Origin of the sequence: Candidatus Nitrosopumilus sp. SW, from assembly GCF_006740685.1 — an archaeon.
Taxonomy (GTDB): domain Archaea; phylum Thermoproteota; class Nitrososphaeria; order Nitrososphaerales; family Nitrosopumilaceae; genus Nitrosopumilus.
On the sequence record NZ_CP035425.1, the window covers coordinates 899,043 to 924,292 of the forward strand.

The following is a 25,250-nucleotide window of genomic DNA, read 5'->3' on the forward strand; positions in this document are numbered from 1 at the left end:
AACTTCAATTAATTATTTAGAACCCTTGCTCCAATATCATCCAACTCTGAATTTATTATTACTCCCTCAGAATATTTTTGTAAAATTTCTAAAACCTTATCCTCATTTTCTTTTGGAATCATCGAGAAAATTGTTTCACCAAAAAGTGCAATTCCACACTTGATATTATTTTGAGTCAATTCATCAACTATTTTTTGCATTCTAGGTGTCATTACATCTACATATTTTGCAAATTCCAGTGACATATCTTGAAAGTGTTGATAATCTTTTGATTCTAATAACCTGTTAACCATTTTTCCACCAAGTCCATTAATTTGAGAAAGTCTTTCTTTGATGAATTTGTTAGTTGAAATTGGTGAGAAACAAATCATGATAATTGAAATTTTATCTGTAGAAATCTTTTCAACTGTTCCAATTCCTGGTGCTCCTGGTTTTACACGAATTTCAAATCCTCCATGAAATGAAGCTAAAACATCTCCTAATCCTGTTTTACAATTTACTTCTGCATTATGTGCAATTTGTCCAATTGTATTTCTATCTAATTTTGTTTCAAGTGCTTGATCTAATGCAAATGATAATGATAATGCAACAGCACTACTAGAACCTAAACCATATCCTACTGGAATTGAAATTTCATGTTCAATATCAAAGAACTTGTCCTCAAAATTACCAATCTTTAGAAATTCATTTAATACAAATTCTGAGACATCCGTTTTGTCAGATTGATACCCCTTTGTTGTAATTCTAAAGTTTGATTCTTGATTATTTCTCTCATCAATTCGTACTTTTGTCGTGACTCCTTGTTTGATTGAAAAACCTGCCCCCATCGAGCCCAGATTTTCTAAATTGTTTTGGTTGTTCTCTAAATGAGCCTTGAAGAAACCTGTAATGTGTGCAGGACAAAATGCTGTTCCCTCCATTGATCTGAGTTTAAATTTTACACAAAATATAAGAATATGGCTTAAATTAATTAAATTAGTATAAATTGACTAAATTTGTTAGACGCCTGCAAAGAATAGGAAGTAGCATTCTAGTTTCACTCCCAAAAGAATGGGTTGATGCAAACAAACTGGACAAAAGCAGTCAAGTTGAACTTGAAACTGGTCAGGACAGTATTTCAATTTCTGCAAACAGAGAAACTCGTCCGACAAAAGAAGTTGTAATATCATATCCCTTACCAAAAGAAGAAAATATTGTAGCTGACATTACTGGTGCTTATCTTTTAGGATATGATATTATTGAGATTAATTCTGATTCTATAATTCCAGGTGAAGATAGAGAAAAAATTCGTAATTCTATGAGACGACTTGTTGGAATGGAAATAATTGAAGAGGATTCTTCTCACATTAACATGCAGTTTCTATTAGATTCTACAACACTCAATCCTGAAAAAATTCTCAAACGTATGAGTTCTATTGCTCTTGGAATGTATGATGATGCATCAAATGGATTAATTGCAGATGATAAATCAAATTTGCAAACATTATCAAAACGTGATGCAGAAGTAAATAGACAATATTTCTTACTTGTACGATTAATTCGTAGTACACTTGTTGATAAAAGATTAGCAAATGCATTTAATTTAGAAAACATCGATGTTCTTGATTATAGAGTTGCAGCAAACCTTCTGGAGAATGCTGGTGATTCTATTGTAGAACTTTCTGATTTTATTTACAATTCATCTTTGTCAAAAGAACAATATAAAAAAATCCATGATGTTGTAAAAGACTTTAACACATTAGCAGAAAAATCAATTGATGCTTTTACAAAACCTGATAGGCTTTTAGCAATTGAAGCAATATCTTTACACAAAAAATTCGAAGAACAACTTGGTAAACTTAGAACCACATTAGGCAACAAAAAAGAAATTCCAATAGATTTTCTTGATATGGTGTTTATGTTTGAGCGAATAGCTCAATCTTGGGCTGATGTGGCAGATCTTGTACAACCAATCTATAATGAATAGTTAGTATAGCTTCTTTTTTGCAGCATATGTTAAAACGGCGCATATGGTCTTTGAATCTTGAATTTTTCCAGACTTTATCATGCTAAGCAGTTTTTTCATATCCACTTTCATTACTGAGAGAATCTCATCGTCATCAAGTTTCAAATCTGCAATTTTCTTCAATCCTGAGGCTACAAAACAGTGGATAATCTCTGAATTATAGCCAATTGATGGGTAGTAAGTGATTAGCGGAGTCATTTTCTTTGCTCTGTATCCTGTTTCTTCTTCTAATTCTCTAAATGCACATTTGATAGGCTGCTCTCTTTTTTCTAATGTTCCTGCAGGAATCTCTAAAACATATCCATGTGGAAATCTATGTTGCTTTACTAAAATTACTTTTTTATCTTCATCAAAGGCAAGCATAGCAGCAGCTCCTCTGTGTTCTATTACTTCTCGTTTTACTTTCCTTCCTTCAATTTTTCCATCATAAACACTAAGACCTAGGATTTTTCCTTCATAGATCTTTTTCTTCTTCATGTGATTTCATGAAATTATTATTATTTAATTGGTTTGATATGTAAGATGTAATTTTGGTGATTTCTTTGACTCTTCAATTGATTTTTTTATCCAATTTGTATAAAATGAGATTTTTTTAGGGATGAACAGGTCTGCTGATTTTACATTTTTACTTGTTCTAACTTTTTGTGTTAATTCATCCATTTTGAATATACTATCACTATACAAAAATAACACAATTTGGTTTTTTGCAATAAATGGAATTTGTAAATATGATTCTGAAAATGTATTATTCAAATTTTCTAATGCATCTTTCAAATCTCCATCAATCCATGTAAGTACTGCATGAGGGATAAAATCTTCAATTTTTTTAGGATCATAAATTAAAGTGAATTGAAAACCATCATTATCATGTAGTTTTTCTATACATCTTGTTACTGTCTTTGTTGATAGATTTGTATTCTTTGCAATTTTTTCAATTTTTTGTCTTGGTTCTTTAATTAATTCCTCTAAAATTTCTAAATCTGTTTTTGTCAAATTTGAATTAAATGCTGAATTTTCAGCTTCAAAAATTGACAATACTCTAAGATCTTTCATCAATTTTTTTGCAAGATCAATCTTTTGCTCTAATTTTTCTTGAATAGCAATACCACATACTGTTACTCCACCAATACATGGAACCACAATGTATGGCTCACCTACTAAACTGACTTGCTCTAAAATCTCTTGAATATTTTCTCCTGATACTACAAAGTACAATACACCATGACCCAAAGTTGGTGGTTCGATTTTGATGACAAATTCTTCAATTACTCCGCTTTCTTGCATTTTTTTTATTCTTGCTCGAACCGCTCCTCCTGATAGTCCTAGTTCTTTTCCAATCTGTCTATCTGATTCCCGGCAATTGTTGAGCAGCCTGCTCAAAATTTTCATATCTAAATTGTCCATTTTGTAACCTTCAATGTTATTCTAGAATTCATAAAAAACCAATATGATATAAAATTGTCTATATTGTTAGCACTATGTATGAAACACATTAAATATCAGACTATTTTACTGATCTCGTGGAATATCGATTGAGATTAGCAAAAAGAATGCTATTCAACAAAAAAGGAAGCTTGATTGGAGCAGTTTTAGCAGTTACAATTGGAATTTTAGTTATTCATGTAAATTTTGTAATTTTCCAAGGATTGTTTGATGCAATTGTTAGAGATATTAGCGATTACAGAAATGGTGACATTCTTGTTACTGATGAAGCAGACTATATCGATAAATCTGATTTATCTGTTGTAAGTTGGTTTGAAAGAATTCCATATGTGGAGGCGGCAACACCGCGGCTTTCATCAACTGCCGAAATGAATATGACAAAAAATGGAAAACTAATTGAAGAAACACGTGTACCCATAGTTGGAATTGATCCCTTTAGAGATATCCGAGCATCAACTGTTCATGAAACTGTTTCAGAAGGAAGTTACGTTTTTTCAAGAAATTCTATTGTATTAGGTTCTAATGTTGCAAGAGATCTTGGTGGAGCTCAAGTTGGTGACAGTGTCAAAGTTCTAGTAGTTGATAGATGGGGAGAAGATCAAATCAGAAGATTTACTGTTTCAGGAATTGCAAAGTCACCTGGTGGACAAGGGTTTGATTATACAGCAGTTATTCATATTGATACTTTACGTGACATGATGAATAGACCTGGTGATACAGGATCTTTTATGGTAAAACTAAATGATCCAACAAAAGCATTTGAAGTAAAGGAATTCTTCTTACGTTCATTTCCAAATGATGATTTTAAAGCTGAAACAATAGAAGAATCAGCTGAAGAACAACTAGCTGGTTTTAGATCTGGTATTGCAATGATTAACATGATTGGTTATTTTGGAATGATGTCTTCAGCTTTTGCTATTGTAACTATTCAGATGATGTTAGTAAATGGAAAAACTCGTGAAATTGGTGTAATGAGATCTATTGGAGCAAAAAGAAAAGATATTCTAATTATATTTATTTTCCAAGGAATGATAATTGGAGCAATTGGTGCTGGTGTAGGCACAGCTGCAGGCTTGGGTTATACATTTTATGCAAAGGAAACTAAAATGTCGTTTAACAATAGTTTGCCTCTTGAGGTTACCTATAACTGGGAGAAGATTATCCAAACCGCTTTGACTTCGTTTATTTTGGCAATTATTGCATCACTCTATCCCTCGTATAGGGCAACTAAGCTATTACCTGTGGAGGCGATGAGAACTGTCTAAGGTATTAGAAATTAACAATTTGAGCAAAGTCTATGGAGAAGGAGAAAATAAAGTCAAAGCACTTGATAATGCTACTCTTTCAGTTGAACAAGGTCAAATTGTTTTAATTGTTGGAAGTTCTGGTTCAGGAAAATCCACTTTACTTAACATGATTGGTTTGCTTGACCGCCCTACAAATGGTAAAATCTTCATTGATGGAGTTGATACTACTACTCTTGATGATGATAAAATTTCTTCATTTAGAAATAAAAAACTAGGATTTATCTTCCAATTCTCAAATTTGCTTTCTGACCTAACAGTTCTAGAAAATGTTCTATTGCCACGACAAATAGGTGGAACAAATAAAACTGCTGAAAAGGATGCAAGAGACTTACTAAAAGCAGTTGGATTAGAAGATCAAATCAATAAACGCGCAAATAAAATTTCAGGTGGACAAGCTCAAAGAGCAGCTATTGCAAGAGGATTAATCAATAAACCATCAATTGTTTTGGCTGATGAACCAACAGGAAATCTTGATTCTGTTACATCTGAGACAATAGTTCAATTGATGAAATCTATGGCAAAAAAACTCAATCAAACATTTGTTATTGTTACACACGATCGTCAACATTTTGGTGATGTAGACAAAGTAATCACAATTAAAGATGGTAAAGCCTTTGAAGGAGATATGCCATCTGAAATGGAGGTTTTAGCATGATGAATCAAAAATTACTCTCATTGTTACTTGGAGTTTTGTTAGTTCCATTAATCATGGGGAATTCCTATGCCCAAATTACATCTGGTGGATTTGGAGACTCTCCATTTGAGCGAGATTTTGGTGATGTCAAATTCTTAGATGCATATTTTGGTACACTAAATCAAAAAATCGAAGTTGAAGCAGGCGATAGTAATGTTCCATTTACTGTAGTATTTGCAAATGTTGGAACTCAAGACATTACAGGAATCAAAGGACAATTATCATTGCCTTTTGGATTTTCGGCTTCTGATGGACCAGGCTCAATCATTAAAGCCGACAGTGATTCAAACTCTTCAGCAGGAGAAAATTTCCACTTGACATTCTTTGTAAATATCGATAAAAATGTCAATATTCAACAATATCCTGGAACAGTAAAAGTTGATTATTCTAGATTAAGAGAGTCTGGTGTTAGAACTGCATTTGAAGACTTTCAGTTTAAGGTAACTGGTGATAGTGTGATTAACGTAAGAGCCTTAGAACCATTTCTTACATCTCTTAGAACAAACAATGTAGTAATTGAAATTGCTAATGATGGAACAGCACCAATATCTAGTGTTGATATTGTTGCATCCAACACACAAACAGAACGGGCATCAACTACATCTTCCACTACCAATGTAGAAAATGTTGTAATTCTAGAATCTAATTGGGATGTTGGAAACATTGAACCAAAATCTGCTAGACATCTTACTGCTACAGTCTATGTTCCAGAGGGATTGAAAGATGACACTCTTAGAATTCCTTTGACCATATCATACTATAATGCACATGGTGACCAACATGTAATTTCAAAAATTGTTGATTTTTACATTAAAGGGTTGATAGATCTTACAATATTCAATGTCGATGTAATTGAATTATCTGGAAATCAGATGATAATTGGAGAAATCATCAATGAAGGAAACGAAGATGGTTTGTTTGGATTTGTTAGTGTTGAGCCTCGTGGTGATTCAAACATCAAACCAAATACTCAATTTATTGATGAAATTGAAGTGGATGCACCTGTACCATTTAACATTCCAATTGAATTTGACGGTGAACCCGAGTATGGGGAACATGACATCACAATTACTGTAAGATACAAAGATGGTGTTAGAGATGAACTCTTTGTAATTGAAGATACTACTATCCTTGTAAATGAACCTACAAATGATAATGAATCTGGACCTGATTCTTCAATGATTATCGTTCCAATAGTAATTGCTATTGGTGTGGGAATTTACCTAATGCGTAGGCGTAAAAAAACTGCAATTACGGGCAGTGATTAAATTTTTAATATTATTTTGGAGAATTAAAGGCAATTTAAGATGAGATTAAGTATTGTTGTTATCATTGCAGCATTAGCAATAGGTGGTATTGTTGCTATTTCTGGCTTTATGGCAAATCAAGAAATTGCAGATATTCCTGAACTTTCAGAATTCTCTGATCAATATACAAAATTAGAGAAATACAAAAATGAATTAGAAAAAATTAATCAATACAATCAAAAAGTTTTAGAAGACTTGGAAAATCAAATCAAAAATTCTGATAATGAGCAATTAGCACAAATCAATAAAGAGATCGAAGTTGTAAAACGTGTAATTAATGACAATAAGGCAGAACTTGAACAAGTTATTCAAAGATTATCTAAAATGGAATCTGATCCTTGATCTGAAAATCAATTCAAAACTTATATCATAATTGTGTCATATTAAATTGGGAATCGGTATGGCAAAGGGAATATTTCTATTTCTAGCTGGTAGTATTGTGGGATTTATTACGACCCCACTACTGTAATTTTTCTAAATTCATATAGTAATTGTAAAAATTATGATTATTGGAAACTCATAGAAAACTAACAATAATTGGTTCTATTTTGTTAGTTGCAACATTTTTGATAAATAACTATCATCAAGAAACCCATCCTGGAGTTGGATTCAATTATGCATATGCAACTGGAATTGGAATGCTCATAGCATTTGGAATTAGTTTTGTAATATTTACAAAAGACAGGCTCAGAAATTAACTGAGAATCCTATACTTTACACTAAAAATATAAACAATTACTCGATCTTGCGATCATGCCATTTGGTGAGATTGAGGTTCCAAAAGAATTACGAGAATTCATGATTGATGGAGCTGAAGAAACTATTCTAGGACAAAAAAATGGTGCACTAAAACAATATCGTTATGGTAATTTACACATTAGAGAATACGATGACAAATTTTTAGTACATACTGATAAAATTGATCCAAGAAAAGATCCTATTGGTCATCTTGTTTATGATGCACCAGAAGTTTTGATTGGTTTAGCTTGTGCAATTTTTGGCGGTTCTAAAATTGCAAAATCTGTTTTTAATAATAATTCAAAAAAACTTTCTTTAACATCTGGATTAGTGTCCTCGGTTCTTTCTGGATACATTGGATACGTTGCATCAAAAAAGATCAAAGATTATTTGGAGTAAATTATGTCTGCAGGAAGAACAATCTATGTGTTGATCAAACTTTTTCCATCAATTCTGGCATTACGTAAAGATAGAAAAAAATGGTCACAACAAGAAAAAAACACAATTGACTCTGAACAATTTAGAAAAAATGCAAGAAAAGCTCTTGATACTTTTGTTTCTCTAGGACCTGTATACATAAAATTAGGACAGTGGTTGTCATCTAGAGCAGACATTTTGCCTCAACCATATCTTGAAGAATTATCTAAACTTCAAGATAGTGTTCCTTCTGCACCATTTGAGCAAGTAAAACCAATCATCGAAAAAGATTTGGGACCAATTAATGAAAAATTTGATGATATTGATACAAATTCTATATCTGGGGCATCATTAGGCCAAGTGTATCGAGGTTCAATTTCTGGACAACAAATTGTTATCAAAGTAAAAAGGCCAGGTATTGAAAATGTTGTACGTGAAGATCTCAAAGTCTTAAAGAAAATTCTACCACTGGCTCTGAGATTTGTTGATCCTAATCTTAGATATTCTGCAAAAGCAATGCTTTCTCAATTTATTGAAACTATCCGCGAAGAAATGGATTACACAAATGAATCTGAAAATCTCAAAAAAATCAAACAAGACATGGAAAGCAATGACAAAGTAATAGTTCCTTCAGTTTATGATGATTATTCCTCAAAAAATGTACTAACTATGGAATATCTGCCAGGAATTAAGGTTACAAACGTACAAGAACTTGATGAGAAAGGAGTTGATAGAGAACAACTAGTCGTTGATGTACATAAGGTCTTTTTCACAATGCTTCTCAAACACTCTCTTTTCCATGCAGACCCTCACCCAGGAAACATCTCTGTAACAGATGATGGAAAACTAATTCTGTATGACTATGGAATGGTAGGTAGAATAAACAATGAAACAAGATACAAACTCATTAGACTATATCTTGCATTAGTTGAAAAAAATCCTCCTAGAGTAGTTAATGCAATGGCAGAACTAGGAATGCTTACTCCTGATTACAATCGTCAAGTAATTGAAAAAGGAATTGAATTATCGATTCGTGCTATGCATGGAAACAAACCTGATGAGATGGAAGTTCAAAGTTTGATGGAACTTGCAAATCAAACTATGAGCAAATTTCCCTTTGTTTTGCCAAAAAATTTGGCTCTTTACATGAGGATGGCATCAATTATTGAAGGAATCTACAAAACACATAATGTTGATTTCAAATTCGTTAAAGTTCTAAGAAATATACTTCAAGAGGAGAACATGATTCCAAAAGCTTACGTCGAAGAGTTGAAAATTTCATTTGAAAAATTTTCAAAATCAATTGATACTGCATTAAGGTTAGGACCTGAAATGGAAAGATTTATGGATGAAGCAAAAATTTCTATGCAAAAAAGAAAGCCAATGGTATTTCTTGGTGGTAGTATTTTTTCATCAGCAATTTTTATTGGTTCAGTATTGTTATATCCAACAAATGAAATATTTGGTATGGCTGGAATGATTACTTCTGGTTTGATAATGATGTGTTCCGCAATTTTTAGAAAACACTAGTTTTATTCTATTGAGATATCTTTTCCTTTTTTAGTTACAGGAATTATTAGTGTTAAAACACCGTCTTCGTATTTTGCGGAATCTATTTTTTCTTCTCCTTGTTTGATATCAATTGGTAATCGTATTTTTTTATCAATGACATTTGGTCTCTGCTTTGAAATTAATGATTCAGATTCTTTCTCATCTACTTCTTTACATGCTTGAATTGATAGGATGTCTCCACATAATGTGAGTTTGATGTCTTTTTTTGAGAATCCTGGTATGTCAATAATTACTTTGAGGTTATCTGAACCAAGATACATGTCAATTGGTGGTAAAACAAATTCATAGAATTCTCGTGATTTGTTTCCGATTTCTTTTATCACTTCTTTTACTAATCCCATTTCGTGTTATGTGGCAAATTTTTGGTTATAAACCTTGAGAGAATTATTGGAAAAACAAAAAAGTTTAGGATGATTTTGAGCCTTCTAAAATTCCAGAATCTCCGTGAATTCTATCTATATGCTTTGAAAGATCATCTTTACTCTCAAAAATTGATTCACAATAAGGACATGAGTATTCTTCAGCCATACTTTGAATTATCTTAAGAGGATATTAAACAATTCGTAAATTCTAGACCGTGTTTTGATAGATTTTTAATCAATTACTTTCTCTGTTTTGATAACTTATGATTATTGTAATTGAAGGTGGAGATCAAGCAGGAAAACTAACACAATCAACTATGCTCGAAAAAGCACTAAAAAAAAGGAAAATCAAAACCAAACTGTTTCATTTTCCAGATTATCAAACTCCTATTGGAAAAGAAATTAGGAAATATCTTGATGGAAAAAGAAAATTTCCACCACAAGTAATTCATTGTCTATTATCTGCAAATAGGTGGGAAAAGTTAGAACAAATCAAAACTGCTCAAGAAAAAAATTCCGTTCTTATAATGAATAGATATTATCATTCTAATCTTGTCTATGGTTTGGCAAATGGGATGAAAGAAAAATGGCTTGAGAATTTAGATGCGGGACTGCCAAAAGCTGATCTTGTAATTTTACTTGATGTCAGTCAAAAAGAATCCTTTAACAGACAAAAAACCAACCGAGACAAATTTGAAAAAAATGAAGAATTTTTGAGAAAAATTTCTAAAATCTATAAAAGTACCGCAAAGAAAAAACGTTGGAAAATAATTGATGCTACAAAATCTAAACAAGAAGTTCATGATGAAATCATGAAAACATTTTCAAAGAAAATAGGATTATGAAAAAAAATTATCTAGACATCATAGATCCGATTCATGATTTCATTCGTGTTTATGATCATGAGCTATCCATAATTGACAATCCTATTTTTCAGAGATTAAGGAGAATAAGACAATTATCTGGAGCACATTTGACATACCCTGCAGCACAGCATACAAGATTTGAGCACTCTCTTGGGGTCATGCACATTGCTAGTCAGGCTGGGCATGTCCTTAATGAAAAAGGATTTTTCAAATATGATGATATTGAGATTCTTAGATTAGCTGGTCTCTTACATGATATTGGCCATGGACCATTTTCACATTTATTTGAAGAAATAATTCAAGAAAAGAAAATTTCTCATGAAGACTTTGGTAAAGAGATTATTCTAAAATCTGAAATCGGTGACATCTTGACAAAAAATGGGTTTGATAAAAAACTTGTAACAAAAATCGCATTTGGTGATTCAAAATTTCAATACATGAATGAAATTGTATCAGGGGCTCTTAGTGCAGATATGATGGATTACTTGCTTAGAGATGGTTATTTTACAGGAGCAGAACATGCTAAAATTGATCATAAAAGAATTACACAATCCCTCGATGTTCATCAAAAGAAACTTGCTTTAGAACGTTCAGCATTGTATTCTTTTGAATCAATGATGCACTCTAGATATCAAATGTTCAAAGCAGTTTATTTTCACAAGACAGTAAGAGCAGCTGAAGTAATGTTACTTGAAGCCTTGAGATCTTCAGATGATGAGTTTGGATTCTCCACTTTTAATCTTGATGAATTTATCCAACTAACAGATGAATATGTTCTATCCAGTTTGCTTTCATCAAAAACTTCTAAATTAAAACGAGCAAGGAAATTTGCCCAAGACTATCAAAATAGAAAATTACTAAAATGTGTGTTTGAGAGTATTTTGACAAGTAGAACAAATCTCAAGAAAATAAGAACAGATGAACTAAGATCTGCCATTTCTAAAAAATCCAAAATTGAAGAAAATGAGATTTTTGTTGATAGTTCAGTAACTCCATCAATTCCACTTGCACCATCTAAAAACGAGTCAAAATCGGTAATCTTGATTACAAATGAAGGTGGTAAATCTTCGGCAAAGGAGATGCCTATTTCTGAAATTCCGGTGGTTTCAGCAATTTCAGGCTACATGAATATTCTAAGAATCTATACCCATCAAAAGAATAGAAAAAAAGTTGAAATTGCCGCAAAATCCATCATTGGTGAACTAGAGTGAAAAAAAGAATCGTAATCAAACTATCTGGTAGAGTTTTTGCCATGGACAATGTAAAACTCCTAAAGGACTGGGCTGAATTTCTAGTAAAAATCAGCAAGGTTTGTCAGCCAATAATTATTGCTGGAGGTGGAAATATTGCTAGACACTACATTAACCACGCAAGATCTTCTGGAGCTGATGAGTCAACACTTGATGAATTGGGAATTGAGATTTCTAGATTAAATGCAAAACTGTTGATTTATGCTCTAAAAAATAAAGCATATTCTCATCCTCCAACTACTCTACAAGAAGTTAGACATGCAGTAGATGATGGATTAATTGTTGTTACTGGAGGCCTTCATCCTGGCCAAAGTACCAATGGAACCGCAGCATTGATTGCAGAAAAAGTAAATGCTGAACAATTTCTTAATGCTACTGATGTTGATGGGGTTTATGACATGGATCCAAACAAATTCAAAAAAGCAAAAAAATTCAAACGAATTGAATTGAAAAATCTCAAAAATATGTTAGTTCATGAGGATTCGGTAGCAGGAGGATATGATCTAATGGATATAGTGGCTCTAAAAATTATCGAACGCTCAAAAATTAAAACAAGAATTCTCAAAGCCAGTCCTAAAATTATTGAAAAAGCCATTAAAGGTGGTAATTTGGGAACTGAAATAATTATTCCAACAAAATAATTTTAGGGCTCATTTTGAATTGTAGGTCTAGTTTCAGTCCATATCAGGATCTCTTTTCCAGGATATTCTTCAATTCCCGAATCTCGAAGTTTCTTGTAAATTGCCAAGGCTTCATCTTTTTCTAATGCCTTTGATTGAGCTTTGGTATATCCATCCTTGTCTACTATAATTGCAACATGTCCTTCTTCTGAATTAACAACTGCTGTGAAATCTTCATCTCCTACAGGTTGGAATTTTCCATCTACTTTTTTTGTGGTTAAAGTTAACATTCCAAATCCTGCTGCCTCAAACATCTTCATTTGAGATTTTCCTGCTCTCTGTTTGCCCTGTTGCACTGCTTGAAAATACTGCACAAGTTTTCTTCTTCCCCAATGGTATAATAACTATCTCAACATTTAAGAAATCAAAGGAGTTTACAAAATTATGAATCCTAAAATTTTTGTTGGAATCGCAGTTGCTGCACTTGCTGCAGTATTGGGTGGAATTCTAATTATGGGGCCTTCCATTGATATAGAATCTCCAACATCAACTTCTGGTACTTCAGATATTCCACAAGTTAGACCTATTGAAATTGAATTAGAAGAAATTGTAGTTTCAAAAATATCAGAGCGTTCTGCAACAATTGATGTTGCATTTGAAATAAAAAATCCTAATGATCGTTCTATGATTGTCACAACTATGGATTATCAATTGTATGAAACAGGATATTCTCAGTCTGAACAACTTGGAGGAGGACAAATTGGACACAGGGCTGAAGGAATGGTAGAATTTGGTTCAAATTACTATACTCTACTTGGTGGAAACTCTATCATACTAAGAGATGAAATTGTATTGAAAAATTCTGGTAATACTCCTGAATTATGGTCTAATTTTGAATCTAATACAAATACTTGGAAAGTTTCAGGTGTTGTATTTTACAATTTGAGTTCTATGACCAGCGGTCAAGAAAACGAACTCATGTTTGAATTTACTCAATAGTATCACAAAATCATAAAATTATGATAATTTGTTTTTAGATGCAAAATATTGGCAAAGTTATAAAAGCAATTTCATTGGGATTTTATCAAATGGCAGAAGCAGGAATGGCCGCTTATGGCGCAGCAGCAGGAGTCGCAATTGCACTAGCAGTAGTGTGTTTCGCTCTTCGTGGTAAAGGACATCCAGAACCACTAGATTAAACAAAAAGGAATTTTTCCTTTACAATATTTTTCATTTATCTAATTAGTCTTGTTTGCCCAATCCCAACATTTCAGAAAGGGATGTCTGTTTGGTATTTTTCCTCTTTGTAAAACATCTCTCATAATATTGACATTCAGTACATTCTGCAGATGGTTCTAAGATTGGTGTTTTTTGTTCTTTGAGAAGATTGTTTAGAACACGTACTCTACGTATGGTATCTTCAAACATCTTTTTGTTACGTGTTAATGAAAATGTTGATTCTTTTCTATCTCCTGTGATGTATACAACCATTCCATCTTCTTTGTCATATATCCACATACATGCATTAAGATACAAAACATCACTTGCATGAGGATTTTCTAATTCTTCAGTAGCTGATCTAAATAGAAGAATGGCATCATCTACAATCATATCTGCTTGTCCCCGAAGCTTTAAATCGTTAATTTCGAAATCTCTTGGATTACTGCCATATTCTAATTTTCTTAATAATCCTGAAAGAAGCTCATTGAACCCTCTTCTTTCAATTTCTTGAGGATCTACCCTATCATAGTAAGAACGTCTCATACATCTGACGACTTCTTGGAGATGAATGGTCTGAAAGTCTTTAGAATCAATATCGATTTCTAATTCATTTCCAATTGATTTTATGGCATTTTGAATAGTAGTTCGAAAATCTCTATCTCCCATCATGGTATATCACTTAGATAATTGGATCCTTATAGGTTAACTCATAATATTGGTCAAAAATTTTGAGATTTTGCCTGCAAATGCCAGTGTTACAAAATGTACTCCAAAACCCACTACTGCTCCTATGACTAATTCACCTGCCCAGAAGTAAATTCCCAAAAATAATGCTAAAGGAGGCAATGAGAATATCATGGCCATAAACGCACTGACCCAAATGGTATTGATTACTGTCTCTGTTGTGATCTCGTTTTTCTTCTTTGGAAATTTTATCATTTTCAGATCTATTCTTCTTCAAGAATCAATTTTGACATAGTTGTTTCTGTAGGGATTTTTTGTTCTACGGCATATGCAATTGCAGCCAAATTCCTTACTTCGAATCCTGTTAGTTTTGTGATTCCAATAATTGTTGCAAAACTAAACATTTTGGTAAATGCTCTGGCAGATGAATGATAGATGCTCATCTCAAATGCTCTTTCAAATTCAGCAACTGCATCTAACTCATTTTCATTTTGTGGAATCATGTCTTTGTATTTGGTTGTGGCAAGCTCATTTAGTGCATCTCTAACTGTACCTACTGCCATCATTCTTCCTAGAAGTTCTCTTGGAACAGTTGGAGTTTGAGTTACAATCAAATCTTGAATTTGTGATTCTTCTAATCCCCAGAATTTTCCTCTAATTACACTGAGAAGATTGTAAAAATCAACATCCATTCCAACAATCTTTATGACATCTCTGTCTCTTGTATTCTTTAGAGCCCGTCCTAACTGTTGGTACAAAATTTTATCAAAGTATGTGTCAAAGACTTGAATGTTTTTAGTTTCATTGTAAAGTGTTGCAGCCTTTGCAATCTCATCTCCAAATTGAACTGAATTTAGACTTGCAACTGCTTCTTCAAGATCTTTTGCAACAAGAGATTTTATGATAACGTCACGTTGTTTAACTAATTCTTCAGCACGAAGATTAATGTGATTTTCAATCTCTTCTTGTGATTTTCCTAAAACTTTTCCTTTGAGTATTAATTTTAGATTTGAGATAATGAATTTCATATAATATGCATCAAGAATATCAGAGTCTCCTGCTGTCTTTGCAATAGAGTAATGAACGTCTGCTAATTGTCCTCTAAGGGCTGATTCGATCCCCTGAGAAGTATATGGTTTTTGAACATCATTAATTGAATCACCGTATACTGTATTTTTTATTCTAGTCATAAATTCATCAAGATCTCTTGATTCTGCCAAAGTCTGAAAATCTGCTCTACCGAGTAATTTTCCTCTTTGACTGTACGACTTTACTGATGCGTAGACGTTTTTGCCCATTTGAAAATTGTTTATGAGTAACGGATTTTAATGTTTGGCGATCTAAACAGGAACAAATTCTAAGTGATTTTATCAAGAAATTTGATGGCGTCCTCTTTTTCCTGCTTTGAGAGCTCTACAAAAGCTATTAGAATTTCCTTTTGAATTGCCAATGATTCATCTGAAATATCTTTCAATTTTGTAAGGTCAAATGGGAGCAATTCTTTGATCTTATTGTCACAAAATGCCTTTACATATTTCTGAAAAATAGAATATGTGAATTTAGGACTCTTCTCTAAGAGACTCGATAGTATTTTCTCAAACTCTTTTTCTTCAGATTCTGAATTTGAAAAAAACTCTTTTAGCAAATTTTCTCTGTTCTTAACATCATTAATTGAAAGGGCTACCAAAATTCCTTTTTTTGTAAGATGATAATATGGAATCCCTTTTTCTTGAAGAGCTTTGGGGCCTCTTTGAAGAGGTAATCTGCCATCTTCTTCTGCAATTTTCATAGGAAGAAGTATCTCGTCTAGATCTCTGAAAATCCCTGAATAGATATTCTTCCAGGCTATTCCTTGTCTTTTTGCCATTTTTTGTGAAATCCCTGTTCTAGTTCTTTCAGCTGGATTGGCATCACTTGCAAGAATTCCAATGATTGATCTTTGTCGTTGTGCCTCTCCTGTTAGTTCTTCTCCTTTGGTCTTGAAGGTATCAAAAATTGCTAGCTTTGTATCTGATTTTCCCATTTCTTACACCTATAACATAATTTCCATATTTTATGTTACTATCAGAATATACTGAAATATAATAATTTACTTTTCTAGACATTCTTGAGTCTCCAACCCTTAAATAAAATCCAATTTCGATAAATTCAATGAATTCTAGGAACTACAAGTATGCTCTATTACTTGTAGCCGCAGTATCCATCACAGCAGCAGGTGCAATGTCACAGGCATATGCACAAAGTGTTGAAGATGGTATGGACGGATATGTAAAAGGAACCAGTGGAATTTACACTGGTAACCCTAACGAATGTTGGTTTGATGATGGCGAAGGTGGCATGCTACCTTGTATGATAGATACAGGTGACACAGCATGGATGCTTACCGCAACATCATTAGTACTCTTCATGTCTCCAGGTGTCGGTTTCTTTTATGGCGGTTTAGCCAGATCAAAGAACATCGTCAACGTTCTTGGTATGACTCTCATTGTTATGGGACTCATGTCAGTACAATGGATTCTATGGGGATACTCTCTAGCATTCGCTCCAAACGCTGATGAAGGCGCCAATATGTATATGGGAAGTCTAGATTATGCTGGATTTAACATGGTTTCAGCTTGGGCACCAATTGGTGAACTAGGCCCATGTCACGATACATGGTCGGCTGCTTATCAGATGAATGAATTTAAGGAAGGTGACTATTGTAGTCAATCTTGGCCAGGAACTGTTCCTCACCAATTGTTTGCAATGTTCCAAGGAACCTTTGCAATTATCACACCAATTCTTATCATTGGTGGATTAATTGACAGAATTAAATTCAGTGCGTTAGTCATATTCGTACTCTTATGGGGTACCTTCGTTTACGATCCAATTGCACACTGGGTCTGGGGAGGCGGTTTCATAGGAGGAGGTGGATTAGACCTCGATCCAGACTTATCACCAACGTTTGCATTAGACTTTGCTGGTGGTACTGTAGTACACATTTCTTCAGGATTTGCAGCATTGGCTGGAGCCTTAGTCCTTGGCAGAAGACTTGGATATGGCAAAGTGCCAATGGAGCCACACAACATCCCAATGGTAGTACTTGGTGCAAGTATTCTCTGGTTCGGATGGTTCGGCTTTAACGCAGGTAGTGAAGTAATGGTAGACGGCATTACCGTCAGCGCATGGACTGTTACAAATACAGCAACTGGTATGGCCGCAGTTACTTGGGTCTTGATGTCATGGGCACATACAGGAAAACCAAGTATTGTTGGTGCAGCATCAGGTGCAGTAGCAGGATTGGTAACAATCACTCCAGCTTCAGGTTGGGTAGGTCCAATGGCTGCAATCATTATGGGAATTGCCGCAGGTACAGTTTGTTATGCATGTGTAGCATTCAAGAATGCAAGAAAGTGGGATGACGCATTAGATGTATGGGGAATACATGGAATGGGTGGTCTTACTGGTGCAATTTTGACTGGTACATTAGCAAGTCCTCATGTATGGGATACTGGAGACGGTATTGGTGCATGGACTGGAACTCCAGAAGGAATGGAGCAACAAGCAATCAGTATCATCGCAGCAGCAGTCTCAATAGGATATGCATTTGGTGTAACCATTGTAATCCTAAAGGTAATGGACGCAGTATGGCCTGGCGGAATCAGAGTCACTCCTAAAGAAGAGGAGATTGGTCTCGATTTGGCTCAGCACGGCGAAAGAGCATACGTCAACGAATAGAAAAAACCCTTTTCTTTTCTTCTTTTTATTATTCAATCTCTCTAATCTTTGATTAAGAATTTATAATTTATTTTTCATTATTACATAAGTTCATATTATATGAAAAACATAAGTACATAGATACGAAGTGATTACATGAGTCTTGTTTTAATGAATTCTTGTAGGGGGACTAAATCATTTATTTCTGATAAATCTCATCACCATAGATTTGTAAAAAATAATCATTCAACACGATTATCTAAAGAAGGACTGAAATTAACAATCCAAAAGGGAACAAAATCTCATAGAATTACTCAAAAACCCAAAGTAGGAATTCCAGTATCTCATAGAATTATCATTGTAAATAGAGGTACTTTACGCCTAAATTTGCCATAAATCAAAGAAATTAATTTGATTATACTAAATTCATTATATGCTAATCTCATCATCTGAACTCAACTCAATCTTAGATGATCCAAATCTCATAATAGTTGATACACGTTCTTTCAAAGAATATTCAGAAGGTCATATCCCTGGAGCAGTTCATTTAGACTTGTTTGCATTTCATTGGATTGACACATCAAAACAAGGAATTGAGAATTTTAATAATCAATCAAAAACACTATTATCTTTTCTTGGAGTAACTCCTGAAAAAAAAGTCATCTTTTATGATTCAGTATCTGGGATGCTTGCAGCTAGAGGAGTATGGATGTTGATGTATTTCTCTCATGAAAATGTCATGATGCTAGATGGAGGAATCACAAAGTGGCAAAAAGAAAATCTTGCAATAGAGAAAAAACCAAATGGCTTCAAGCCATCTAATTTTTCAGGCAAAATCAATTCTGAGATAATTTCAGGATTTGAATATATTCAAGATAATCTTGAAAATCTGAAAATTCTTGATGCTCGCTCGCTTGGAGAATATGATGGTAGTATAGTTCGTGCTGCTCAATCAGGTCATATCCCAAATGCCATCAACATTGATTGGAATCAGAATCTCAATGAAGATGGAACTTTCAAGAGTGATGAGGAATTATCAAAAATGTATGATTACCCAAAAGACACTGAAATTGTGATATATTGTCAAGGAGCCTATAGGGCAGCCAACTCTTTTTTGGTTCTAAAAAAACTTGGATTCTCAAATGTCAAGGTCTATTTGGGTTCTTGGGGAGAATGGGGAAATCGATTAGATCTTCCTGTAGAAAATTAACCCAGAAATATTTTATGAATACTTTCCTTGGTCAAGTGCAACTTGTAGATGTCGTCATTTTTCAAAACAAAGATTCTGTCATGCATCAAAAACAACTCAATCATGTCTGTGATATCAGAATTCATCAAATCACTTGCTTTGTATGGACAGAACATCAAACCAGGCAATCTCGCATTATCATAACTTTGCTCTAGTTTCATGGCATGAGTAAAGGAATTGTTTGCAACATCAGTAATTACAAAATCAACACAGCATAATGGCTGCCTTTTTGATTCTTTTACAATATTTTGAATTACTCTTCCGCAATATTTTGAACCGTCAGTTCTGTCATGTGGATTATACGGTTTTAGTGTTCCATTAAACCAATCAAGTTTTGACAGTACTTTTTCTGCATGGTGCTTTGGAGGTGATGCAAATGACTTGAACCATTCTGTATTGCTTGTCATTCTATCTAGAGATTTTAGAAAATTATTCATTGACTTTTCATCTGAATATATCAACAGATCATGTACATGTGGGGCATCTGTTTTCTTGTCTAACCACTGTTCCACTGCATCTTTTACAATTGAATTAATTGAGACTCCCATCTGCTCTGCTTTTTTGCCTAAATCCGAATGTGTAGAATCATCAAACCCTCTAACTAGAATATCTTTTGTCAACGATATCATTTGTGTGTGAGATTATATAAATTATGATATCATGATATCAAATAAAATAAACTTAATATAATGATATCATGATAGCATTAATATGAAAACACAAACTCAGACAATTATAAATGGTGTTAATGTCTCTCAACTTTTTGAAACGATTGACAACATCAAAGAAAACAAGAAAATTGCAAAATTCAATTTTCGTGCAAAAAACAAATGGATTGATGGAACTGAAAACCAAACAACTGTAAGTGATTTCTATGGTGCATGCAAAACTCACATCAGAGAAACTCCTCATGTATTTGTAAAAGATGAGCCATTACTTCTCTTGGGAAAAGACAAGGGTGCAAATCCTGTAGAATATTTACTAGCAGGATTGGCTGGATGCATAACTACTAGTCTAGTTGCACATGCTGCTGCAAGAGGAATCAAAATTGATTCAATTGAATCTACTTTAGAAGGAGATATTGATCTTCATGGATTGTTCCAACTAGATGAAAGTGTAAATCCTGGATATCAGGGAATCAACATTTCCTTCAAGATAAAATCTGATGCCCCTGAAGAAACTTTGAAGGAATTAGTTGAGCTTGCAAAAAAGGCCTCCCCTGTTGCAAATACTGTCTCACAACCAACTCCAATCAATGTGAGATTAGATAATTAGAGGAAGTGATTTTGGTGAGTTCTTTGCAAAAACAAAATAACGATGTGACAACAATAAAAGTTATGAAAACTTTTGATGCAATAAAAGAACGTCGCGCAGTAAAGCACTATGATCCAACTCATAAACTCTCTGAAGATGAGATTGAAAAATTGATGTCTTTGGCAATCTTATCTCCTACTTCATTTAACATGCAAAATTGGAGATTTGTCTTGGTAAAAGACTCTGAAATACGAAAGAAGATTCGTTCTGCATCTTGGGATCAGGCTCAAGTAACTGATTCCTCATTATTGATGGTTATTTGTGCTGACTTGAAATCTTGGAAAAAAGATCCTGGACAATATTGGAAGGATGCTCCAAAGGAAGCTCGTGACTTTTTGGTTCCTGCAATGGGAATGTTTTACGAAGGAAAAGAGCAATTGCAAAGAGATGAAGCAATGAGGTCTGGTGGTATTGCAGCTCAGACCCTAATGCTTGCAGCCAAAGCCATGGGGTATGATTCAAATCCAATGATAGGATTTGATTCAGAAAAAGTTGCAGACCTTATCAATTTGCCTGAAGATCATGTGATAGTTATGATGATGGCAATTGGAAAGCAAATCAAACCTGCTATGCCTAGAGGTGGGCAACTCCCACTAGACAAGGTTGTTTTCACAGATAGATTTGATTAGTGGTACATTCGTGAAATTCTACTATGACTTTAATTAGAATAATGTCCTTTATGGTATATCTGGAGAAACGAAAATGATGATGGCAATAATCTCTGTGATGTTGGGACTAGCAGTTCTGTTTTCAATTAATGTAGTATTTGATGATGCTTTTGCAACTTTTCGAGAATCTAGAGATACTGTGAAAATTAGTCAAACAAATGAATATGCAAACTATGTTCACTTTCAACCAGAATGGAAAAGCTATCCTAGAAATCTAATTGTTGATGTAACAACAACTTGGGAGCGTGAAGTAATTCCCGGAGAAGAAGAACAATCTGATATTACAAAACACGGAGCAAAACAAAGACAAAATGGTCTACAGTATGTTAACAGCAAACCCGTAGTTGCAGTACAATATGATTACAGAGACTGTGAATCCCAGTGGTTTCATTATGCAAAGACTGGCCTTGATTTTATTGGATACAATCTAAATTTCTTTAAAAAAGATGCATCTATTCCAAATTCTGCTTATTCAAATGAATCTCAAAAACAAAAACTCCAAAATGGATTTGCTCAATTTGTACCAATCTGCACGTCTAAAGAATCAACAAACTACGAGTATACGGTATCAGTTAATGATGATACTATAGGATTTGATGTGTATTTTGTTCCATCATATGTTCAACAATGGTACTATTTCCTATATCCTGAAAACTTTGAACATTATTCTGATAATGGATGTTATGCAAACAACTTCCAAAAATTCTCAGGAGAATGTAGTGGAGTTGATAAGAATGGTGGATTGTTAATCGTAGTTCCTGATGAATTGTCAAGACCAATGACAAAGATCTCTGTTAATCTTATAGAGACATAACCAATCTTAGGAAATTCTAAACAATCTTTTATGTTAGAAATTCTCTAGAGAATTCATGGGATTTCTAAAGAAACTCAAAGACACTGCTGAAAAAGGTGTTGAAAAAGGAGCCGACCTTGGCAAGAAAGGTGTTGAGAAAGGTGCAGAACTTGGAACCAAAGGATATGAGGGAACAAAAGATGCTGCCAAAAAAGGACACGATAAAGCTAAAGGCGACTAGATTCTTTTTTTAAATTTTATTTTCTTTTCCAAATGAATTGGTTGTAAATCAACTCTGGTCTAATTTGTCTAAATGGTTGTGAACCGCCATCATACCACTTTGTAAAGAATTCATACAAATGCAATCTGAGTGATTGGATGTATACAATTAATCCTTCAATCATCATAATTCCTAAGTTTCCTCCAATTATCATTGCCCATGCGCCAACTGATTCTGAACCTCCAAGTGAACTAAATGCATTATTTACTGTAAGTAACAGTGCTGCGTGGACCAGTAACATAATTCCAAGTCGAGCATAACTGATTGTGTGGGCTAAACTTTCTACTGTCTTACCAAGGAACACTTCCATCACAACATTTGCTGCAGAACCTCCATCTTCTGGATGTCTCTTTGCATGCATTATTCCTCCAACCATCATCATTGCCATAGATGCAATTACAATTACTACTGCAATTCTTGTAACAATCCAAACTTGTGCCCATTCTCCTAAGAATATTGTAACCCATGGGACTGCTTCTGTGTGTACTTTGGAATACATGTTCATGACATCATATTGTGAACCAATTGCACACATCATGATAACTACAATACCTCCATAGAGTGTGATGTTTGGAATTGCTTCCAAGTACATGACAATCTTGTGACCTTCTTTAGCTAATCTCTTGATTCTAAGAACCATTGCCCAAACAAGGTGGATAATTCCAATGAATAATGAAACTTTGAGAATATTGATTACTTGTTCAAATGTTAATTCTGCAACACTGAGAATGCCTACAATCCAACTTACTGAATGTAAAGCTCCTCCCTCTTCTAACAATCCTTCTAATGGTCCCATATGATCAAGGTGATAACCAAACGCTTCTCCTGCACCTACACCTGCAATAGCTGCTGCTGCACCAGAAATAGCAATTAACATTCCCCATCTGGAAAGATTACCTTGTCCTTTGAATTTGAATAACAATCCCATTCCCATTAACAATAAACCATGACCCAAGTCTGCAAACATCAGTCCGTAGAAAATTGGCCACATCAATGCAATCATTGGTGTAGGGTCTGCTTCTCCTTTTCCTGGAATACCTTGACTTTCTGTAATTACTTCAAAAGTTCTAACGAATTTTTTATTATCAAATAATGTTGGAATTTGTTCTTTATGTTTAGGATCTGTAATTTCTTCAGTTAGTGAAGTCCATTGTTTTGTAATGTCTCTGAACTTGTCTTCCATTTTACTTGGAATGAATCCTTGAATAACTGCAAAGTGTTTAGTCCCACCTGGTTTTCTTAAAGTCTCAAGAACGTCTTTTGCAACAAGTGCTTCTTCGTGTAATACAAGAATATCACGTCTAATCTTTTTCTTAATTCCTGCAATCTGCTTTGCAATTTGTGCCTGTTTTGCTGTAAGTTCTTTTAGTTTTGCTTCAGCATTAGTATAGGCTTCTGATGGTATCTGTGACATGCCGTCTGGAATGGAAAATGGATTTGCGTTAAAGCCTCTAAGTACTTTGAGTGCTTTTTCTGAATCATCAATTCCACAAATTACTAGAATTGCGGCTTTGTCTTTACTTTCTAAATCATATTTGTAAAATGTAATACCTTCTAATGCTCTACTAATTTCTTCAAAGTCTTCAGAATTTATCACAAAGAGATTTGTATAGAAATACTTCATCAATCCAAATCCTGAAAGATCAATATTGAGTTTTTTAGCAACTTCTAAAGTCTCTTTTAATGAACGATATTCTTCAATTCCTCTTTTTGTGTCTGCTTGTTCTTCTAGAAGCTTTGCTGGTTCGTCAATTATTGATGGAGCTCTCTTTTGGAGATCATTTACCATATCCTCAATTTCACCAATTTCATAATCCTTCTTTTTGATGATAGTTCCTTTGAACAAAATTTCTAAAATTCCTACAGTTGGTGGAACTCCTAGTCCTTTAATCACATCATCAATTGATTGGTAAGTTTTTTGTGCCTCTAAAAGAAGATCATCAATTTCTGGTGTGACTAGGTCATTTTCAGTATCAATCTTATGAAACCATTCAAACTCTGTTAGTCTAGAAATTGCACTTGGAGACTCACTTCTTGGTAAAATTATGCTTCCAAGTTTTAGATCGGCTACTACCAAGATAATCCAACAGGAACTCCTTTGATTTTAATATCTTTCTGAAACGCAATTCCCAAACATTAAAATCTATTACGGATTTACGCGACTCATTGGCAAATTCTGCTTTAGAAACCACTATTAGCAAAATTCTTGAACAAACTGAGAAATCTGTCATTTCAAATGTTGAATCTGCTCTAAATGAATCTCTCAAATCACTTGATGATTCTGTTCCTAAACTTGAACAAGAATTTGACAAAATCATTGCAGATGGAAAAAAAGAAGCCGATAAAATTGAAAAACAGATTATGGGAAGTGCCGATATTGAGGCTAGAAATAAGCAATTAATGGCATTAGAAGAAGCAGTCGACAAAGTATTTTCAAAAGCACTTGAACAAATTGCAAATGCTGATCGCAGTGGTGATTATTCTAATTTAATTAAAACAATGATTGAAGAAGCAACTCAAATTTTGGGAACTTCAGAAATTACTGTTATTACAAATGCAAAAGACAAAGATGTAGTTCAATCAACTTTATCTCAATTCTCAGGAGCTGAAATGTCTTCTGATACAATCGATTGTCTTGGTGGAGTTGTTGTAAAATCAAAAGATGGTGCAATGACATTTGATAATACGATCGATGCAAGAATTGAACGTCTGAAGCCTTTAATAAGGAAAGAGATTGCATCCAAATTCGGGGTAGGAGAATAAG

General features: G+C 33.8%; 33 protein-coding genes. 21 read left to right on the forward strand and 12 right to left on the reverse strand.

The window, feature by feature from the left end; genetic code table 11:
* Window positions 1-8 precede the first annotated feature (8 nt).
* Window positions 9-920: a pantoate kinase gene (locus tag Nisw_RS05445; RefSeq protein WP_141977208.1), complete on the reverse strand. Its 912-nt coding sequence runs from the start codon at window positions 918-920 to the stop codon at window positions 9-11.
* Window positions 921-985: 65 nt separating this feature from the next.
* Between Nisw_RS05445 and Nisw_RS05450 the strand changes: the two genes are divergently transcribed.
* Entirely contained in the window at window positions 986-1,966 is a 981-nt protein-coding gene (locus Nisw_RS05450; RefSeq protein WP_141977210.1) for a phosphate uptake regulator PhoU, read from the forward strand.
* Here the strand turns inward: Nisw_RS05450 and Nisw_RS05455 are convergent, their stop codons facing one another.
* Entirely contained in the window at window positions 1,967-2,482 is a 516-nt protein-coding gene (locus Nisw_RS05455) for an NUDIX hydrolase (RefSeq protein ID WP_141977212.1), read from the reverse strand. It abuts the gene before it with no gap.
* A 24-nt stretch (window positions 2,483-2,506) separates the two neighbouring features.
* Complete coding sequence (locus Nisw_RS05460; RefSeq protein ID WP_141977214.1) at window positions 2,507-3,409, reverse strand: winged helix-turn-helix transcriptional regulator; 903 nt, start codon at window positions 3,407-3,409, stop codon at window positions 2,507-2,509.
* A 146-nt stretch (window positions 3,410-3,555) separates the two neighbouring features.
* Between Nisw_RS05460 and Nisw_RS05465 the strand changes: the two genes are divergently transcribed.
* The 7 genes from Nisw_RS05465 to Nisw_RS05495 all read left to right on the forward strand — a co-directional run bounded on the left by Nisw_RS05465 (window position 3,556) and on the right by Nisw_RS05495 (window position 9,441).
* Entirely contained in the window at window positions 3,556-4,713 is a 1,158-nt protein-coding gene (locus tag Nisw_RS05465) for an ABC transporter permease (protein WP_141978520.1), read from the forward strand.
* Window positions 4,714-4,732: 19 nt separating this feature from the next.
* Window positions 4,733-5,410: an ABC transporter ATP-binding protein gene (locus Nisw_RS05470; RefSeq protein WP_141977216.1), complete on the forward strand. Its 678-nt coding sequence runs from the start codon at window positions 4,733-4,735 to the stop codon at window positions 5,408-5,410.
* Window positions 5,410-6,717 carry a COG1361 S-layer family protein gene (locus tag Nisw_RS05475; protein WP_141978522.1) on the forward strand — a complete coding sequence of 436 codons (1,308 nt, stop codon included), beginning with the start codon at window positions 5,410-5,412 and terminating at the stop codon, window positions 6,715-6,717. The genes Nisw_RS05470 and Nisw_RS05475 overlap by 1 nt, the downstream gene beginning before the upstream one ends.
* Window positions 6,718-6,756: 39 nt before the next feature.
* On the forward strand, window positions 6,757-7,098 hold the full coding sequence (locus Nisw_RS05480; RefSeq protein WP_141977218.1) for a hypothetical protein: 342 nt from the start codon (window positions 6,757-6,759) through the stop codon (window positions 7,096-7,098).
* A 167-nt stretch (window positions 7,099-7,265) separates the two neighbouring features.
* Window positions 7,266-7,454, forward strand: coding sequence for a hypothetical protein (locus tag Nisw_RS05485; RefSeq protein WP_141977220.1), 189 nt, complete (start codon window positions 7,266-7,268; stop codon window positions 7,452-7,454).
* A 55-nt stretch (window positions 7,455-7,509) separates the two neighbouring features.
* Complete coding sequence (locus Nisw_RS05490) at window positions 7,510-7,893, forward strand: hypothetical protein (RefSeq protein WP_141977222.1); 384 nt, start codon at window positions 7,510-7,512, stop codon at window positions 7,891-7,893.
* Between the two features lie 3 nt (window positions 7,894-7,896).
* Window positions 7,897-9,441: an AarF/ABC1/UbiB kinase family protein gene (locus tag Nisw_RS05495; protein WP_141977224.1), complete on the forward strand. Its 1,545-nt coding sequence runs from the start codon at window positions 7,897-7,899 to the stop codon at window positions 9,439-9,441.
* A 2-nt stretch (window positions 9,442-9,443) separates the two neighbouring features.
* Here Nisw_RS05495 and hsp14 read toward each other — a convergent pair whose 3' ends face one another.
* Window positions 9,444-9,824 carry an archaeal heat shock protein Hsp14 gene (hsp14, locus tag Nisw_RS05500; protein ID WP_141977226.1) on the reverse strand — a complete coding sequence of 127 codons (381 nt, stop codon included), beginning with the start codon at window positions 9,822-9,824 and terminating at the stop codon, window positions 9,444-9,446.
* A 64-nt stretch (window positions 9,825-9,888) separates the two neighbouring features.
* Window positions 9,889-10,011: a hypothetical protein gene (locus tag Nisw_RS09435; protein WP_255430726.1), complete on the reverse strand. Its 123-nt coding sequence runs from the start codon at window positions 10,009-10,011 to the stop codon at window positions 9,889-9,891.
* A 97-nt stretch (window positions 10,012-10,108) separates the two neighbouring features.
* Here Nisw_RS09435 and tmk point away from each other — a divergent pair, with 97 nt between their 5' ends.
* Genes tmk through pyrH form a run of 3 tightly spaced genes read left to right on the forward strand, consistent with a single transcriptional unit; the run spans window position 10,109 to window position 12,602 of the window.
* Window positions 10,109-10,690, forward strand: coding sequence for a dTMP kinase (gene tmk, locus Nisw_RS05505; RefSeq protein WP_141977228.1), 582 nt, complete (start codon window positions 10,109-10,111; stop codon window positions 10,688-10,690).
* The gene (locus tag Nisw_RS05510) at window positions 10,687-11,922 is read left to right on the forward strand and encodes an HD domain-containing protein (protein ID WP_141977230.1); all 1,236 of its coding nucleotides are present in this window, start codon (window positions 10,687-10,689) and stop codon (window positions 11,920-11,922) included. The genes tmk and Nisw_RS05510 overlap by 4 nt, the downstream gene beginning before the upstream one ends.
* Complete coding sequence (gene pyrH / locus Nisw_RS05515) at window positions 11,919-12,602, forward strand: UMP kinase (RefSeq protein WP_141977232.1); 684 nt, start codon at window positions 11,919-11,921, stop codon at window positions 12,600-12,602. The genes Nisw_RS05510 and pyrH overlap by 4 nt, the downstream gene beginning before the upstream one ends.
* Window positions 12,603-12,604: 2 nt before the next feature.
* Here the strand turns inward: pyrH and Nisw_RS05520 are convergent, their stop codons facing one another.
* Window positions 12,605-12,955, reverse strand: coding sequence for a hypothetical protein (locus Nisw_RS05520; RefSeq protein ID WP_141977234.1), 351 nt, complete (start codon window positions 12,953-12,955; stop codon window positions 12,605-12,607).
* A gap of 70 nt (window positions 12,956-13,025) precedes the next feature.
* Here Nisw_RS05520 and Nisw_RS05525 point away from each other — a divergent pair, with 70 nt between their 5' ends.
* Together Nisw_RS05525 and Nisw_RS09180 are read left to right on the forward strand one after the other, a co-directional pair.
* Complete coding sequence (locus Nisw_RS05525; protein ID WP_141977236.1) at window positions 13,026-13,580, forward strand: hypothetical protein; 555 nt, start codon at window positions 13,026-13,028, stop codon at window positions 13,578-13,580.
* A gap of 38 nt (window positions 13,581-13,618) precedes the next feature.
* On the forward strand, window positions 13,619-13,780 hold the full coding sequence (locus tag Nisw_RS09180; RefSeq protein WP_185736689.1) for a hypothetical protein: 162 nt from the start codon (window positions 13,619-13,621) through the stop codon (window positions 13,778-13,780).
* A 43-nt stretch (window positions 13,781-13,823) separates the two neighbouring features.
* Here Nisw_RS09180 and Nisw_RS05530 read toward each other — a convergent pair whose 3' ends face one another.
* From Nisw_RS05530 to Nisw_RS05545, 4 genes are read right to left on the reverse strand one after another with little or no spacing between them, the layout of a single operon-like run.
* Window positions 13,824-14,471, reverse strand: a complete 648-nt coding sequence (locus Nisw_RS05530) for a Dna2/Cas4 domain-containing protein (RefSeq protein ID WP_141977238.1) — start codon at window positions 14,469-14,471, stop codon at window positions 13,824-13,826.
* A gap of 33 nt (window positions 14,472-14,504) precedes the next feature.
* Window positions 14,505-14,741 carry a hypothetical protein gene (locus Nisw_RS05535; RefSeq protein ID WP_016940395.1) on the reverse strand — a complete coding sequence of 79 codons (237 nt, stop codon included), beginning with the start codon at window positions 14,739-14,741 and terminating at the stop codon, window positions 14,505-14,507.
* 8 nt (window positions 14,742-14,749) lie between these two features.
* Window positions 14,750-15,784: a V-type ATPase subunit gene (locus Nisw_RS05540; RefSeq protein ID WP_141977240.1), complete on the reverse strand. Its 1,035-nt coding sequence runs from the start codon at window positions 15,782-15,784 to the stop codon at window positions 14,750-14,752.
* A 59-nt stretch (window positions 15,785-15,843) separates the two neighbouring features.
* Entirely contained in the window at window positions 15,844-16,509 is a 666-nt protein-coding gene (locus Nisw_RS05545; protein ID WP_141977242.1) for a hypothetical protein, read from the reverse strand.
* 128 nt (window positions 16,510-16,637) lie between these two features.
* Here Nisw_RS05545 and Nisw_RS05550 point away from each other — a divergent pair, with 128 nt between their 5' ends.
* The 3 genes from Nisw_RS05550 (at window position 16,638) to Nisw_RS05560 (ending at window position 19,392) form a co-directional block, all read left to right on the forward strand.
* Complete coding sequence (locus Nisw_RS05550) at window positions 16,638-18,203, forward strand: ammonium transporter (protein WP_016940394.1); 1,566 nt, start codon at window positions 16,638-16,640, stop codon at window positions 18,201-18,203.
* 135 nt (window positions 18,204-18,338) lie between these two features.
* A complete protein-coding gene (locus Nisw_RS05555) occupies window positions 18,339-18,578 on the forward strand; it encodes a hypothetical protein (RefSeq protein WP_016940393.1) in 240 nt (79 codons plus the stop codon).
* Between the two features lie 37 nt (window positions 18,579-18,615).
* Window positions 18,616-19,392: a sulfurtransferase gene (locus Nisw_RS05560; RefSeq protein WP_141977244.1), complete on the forward strand. Its 777-nt coding sequence runs from the start codon at window positions 18,616-18,618 to the stop codon at window positions 19,390-19,392.
* Here the strand turns inward: Nisw_RS05560 and Nisw_RS05565 are convergent.
* Window positions 19,389-20,051: a hypothetical protein gene (locus Nisw_RS05565; protein WP_141977246.1), complete on the reverse strand. Its 663-nt coding sequence runs from the start codon at window positions 20,049-20,051 to the stop codon at window positions 19,389-19,391. The genes Nisw_RS05560 and Nisw_RS05565 overlap by 4 nt on opposite strands.
* 91 nt (window positions 20,052-20,142) lie before the next feature.
* On the opposite strand from Nisw_RS05565, the gene Nisw_RS05570 reads away from it, so the two are divergent.
* From Nisw_RS05570 to Nisw_RS09185, 4 genes are all read left to right on the forward strand, one after another.
* Window positions 20,143-20,706, forward strand: coding sequence for an OsmC family protein (locus tag Nisw_RS05570; RefSeq protein ID WP_141977248.1), 564 nt, complete (start codon window positions 20,143-20,145; stop codon window positions 20,704-20,706).
* A 14-nt stretch (window positions 20,707-20,720) separates the two neighbouring features.
* Entirely contained in the window at window positions 20,721-21,374 is a 654-nt protein-coding gene (locus Nisw_RS05575) for a nitroreductase family protein (RefSeq protein WP_255430727.1), read from the forward strand.
* Window positions 21,375-21,453: 79 nt separating this feature from the next.
* On the forward strand, window positions 21,454-22,227 hold the full coding sequence (locus Nisw_RS05580) for a hypothetical protein (RefSeq protein ID WP_185736580.1): 774 nt from the start codon (window positions 21,454-21,456) through the stop codon (window positions 22,225-22,227).
* A 55-nt stretch (window positions 22,228-22,282) separates the two neighbouring features.
* Window positions 22,283-22,447 carry a hypothetical protein gene (locus Nisw_RS09185; RefSeq protein ID WP_185736581.1) on the forward strand — a complete coding sequence of 55 codons (165 nt, stop codon included), beginning with the start codon at window positions 22,283-22,285 and terminating at the stop codon, window positions 22,445-22,447.
* 16 nt (window positions 22,448-22,463) lie between these two features.
* Here the strand turns inward: Nisw_RS09185 and Nisw_RS05585 are convergent, their stop codons facing one another.
* Window positions 22,464-24,563: a V-type ATP synthase subunit I gene (locus Nisw_RS05585; protein ID WP_141977252.1), complete on the reverse strand. Its 2,100-nt coding sequence runs from the start codon at window positions 24,561-24,563 to the stop codon at window positions 22,464-22,466.
* Between the two features lie 89 nt (window positions 24,564-24,652).
* Here Nisw_RS05585 and Nisw_RS05590 point away from each other — a divergent pair, with 89 nt between their 5' ends.
* Complete coding sequence (locus Nisw_RS05590) at window positions 24,653-25,249, forward strand: V-type ATP synthase subunit E (protein ID WP_141977254.1); 597 nt, start codon at window positions 24,653-24,655, stop codon at window positions 25,247-25,249.
* The last annotated feature ends 1 nt before the right edge of the window (window position 25,250 follow it).

Bases quoted from the DNA above. Each gene is read 5' to 3' on its own strand.
- tmk (WP_141977228.1), top strand. From the start codon at position 10,109: ATGATTATTGTAATTGAAGGTGGAGATCAAGCAGGAAAACTAACACAA.
- Nisw_RS05545 (WP_141977242.1), bottom strand. From the start codon at position 16,509: ATGGGAAAATCAGATACAAAGCTAGCAATTTTTGATACCTTCAAGACC.
- Nisw_RS05535 (WP_016940395.1), bottom strand. From the start codon at position 14,741: ATGATAAAATTTCCAAAGAAGAAAAACGAGATCACAACAGAGACAGTA.
- Nisw_RS05540 (WP_141977240.1), bottom strand. From the start codon at position 15,784: ATGGGCAAAAACGTCTACGCATCAGTAAAGTCGTACAGTCAAAGAGGA.
- Nisw_RS05495 (WP_141977224.1), top strand. From the start codon at position 7,897: ATGTCTGCAGGAAGAACAATCTATGTGTTGATCAAACTTTTTCCATCA.
- Nisw_RS05465 (WP_141978520.1), top strand. From the start codon at position 3,556: ATGCTATTCAACAAAAAAGGAAGCTTGATTGGAGCAGTTTTAGCAGTT.
- Nisw_RS05530 (WP_141977238.1), bottom strand. From the start codon at position 14,471: ATGATGGGAGATAGAGATTTTCGAACTACTATTCAAAATGCCATAAAA.
- Nisw_RS05560 (WP_141977244.1), top strand. From the start codon at position 18,616: ATGCTAATCTCATCATCTGAACTCAACTCAATCTTAGATGATCCAAAT.
- Nisw_RS05475 (WP_141978522.1), top strand. From the start codon at position 5,410: ATGAATCAAAAATTACTCTCATTGTTACTTGGAGTTTTGTTAGTTCCA.
- Nisw_RS09435 (WP_255430726.1), bottom strand. From the start codon at position 10,011: ATGGCTGAAGAATACTCATGTCCTTATTGTGAATCAATTTTTGAGAGT.
- Nisw_RS05510 (WP_141977230.1), top strand. From the start codon at position 10,687: ATGAAAAAAAATTATCTAGACATCATAGATCCGATTCATGATTTCATT.
- Nisw_RS05570 (WP_141977248.1), top strand. From the start codon at position 20,143: ATGAAAACACAAACTCAGACAATTATAAATGGTGTTAATGTCTCTCAA.
- Nisw_RS05550 (WP_016940394.1), top strand. From the start codon at position 16,638: ATGAATTCTAGGAACTACAAGTATGCTCTATTACTTGTAGCCGCAGTA.
- Nisw_RS05445 (WP_141977208.1), bottom strand. From the start codon at position 920: ATGGAGGGAACAGCATTTTGTCCTGCACACATTACAGGTTTCTTCAAG.
- Nisw_RS09180 (WP_185736689.1), top strand. From the start codon at position 13,619: ATGCAAAATATTGGCAAAGTTATAAAAGCAATTTCATTGGGATTTTAT.
- Nisw_RS05580 (WP_185736580.1), top strand. From the start codon at position 21,454: ATGGCAATAATCTCTGTGATGTTGGGACTAGCAGTTCTGTTTTCAATT.
- Nisw_RS05455 (WP_141977212.1), bottom strand. From the start codon at position 2,482: ATGAAGAAGAAAAAGATCTATGAAGGAAAAATCCTAGGTCTTAGTGTT.
- hsp14 (WP_141977226.1), bottom strand. From the start codon at position 9,824: ATGGGATTAGTAAAAGAAGTGATAAAAGAAATCGGAAACAAATCACGA.
- Nisw_RS05525 (WP_141977236.1), top strand. From the start codon at position 13,026: ATGAATCCTAAAATTTTTGTTGGAATCGCAGTTGCTGCACTTGCTGCA.
- Nisw_RS05555 (WP_016940393.1), top strand. From the start codon at position 18,339: ATGAGTCTTGTTTTAATGAATTCTTGTAGGGGGACTAAATCATTTATT.
- Nisw_RS09185 (WP_185736581.1), top strand. From the start codon at position 22,283: ATGGGATTTCTAAAGAAACTCAAAGACACTGCTGAAAAAGGTGTTGAA.
- Nisw_RS05460 (WP_141977214.1), bottom strand. From the start codon at position 3,409: ATGGACAATTTAGATATGAAAATTTTGAGCAGGCTGCTCAACAATTGC.
- Nisw_RS05490 (WP_141977222.1), top strand. From the start codon at position 7,510: ATGCCATTTGGTGAGATTGAGGTTCCAAAAGAATTACGAGAATTCATG.
- Nisw_RS05480 (WP_141977218.1), top strand. From the start codon at position 6,757: ATGAGATTAAGTATTGTTGTTATCATTGCAGCATTAGCAATAGGTGGT.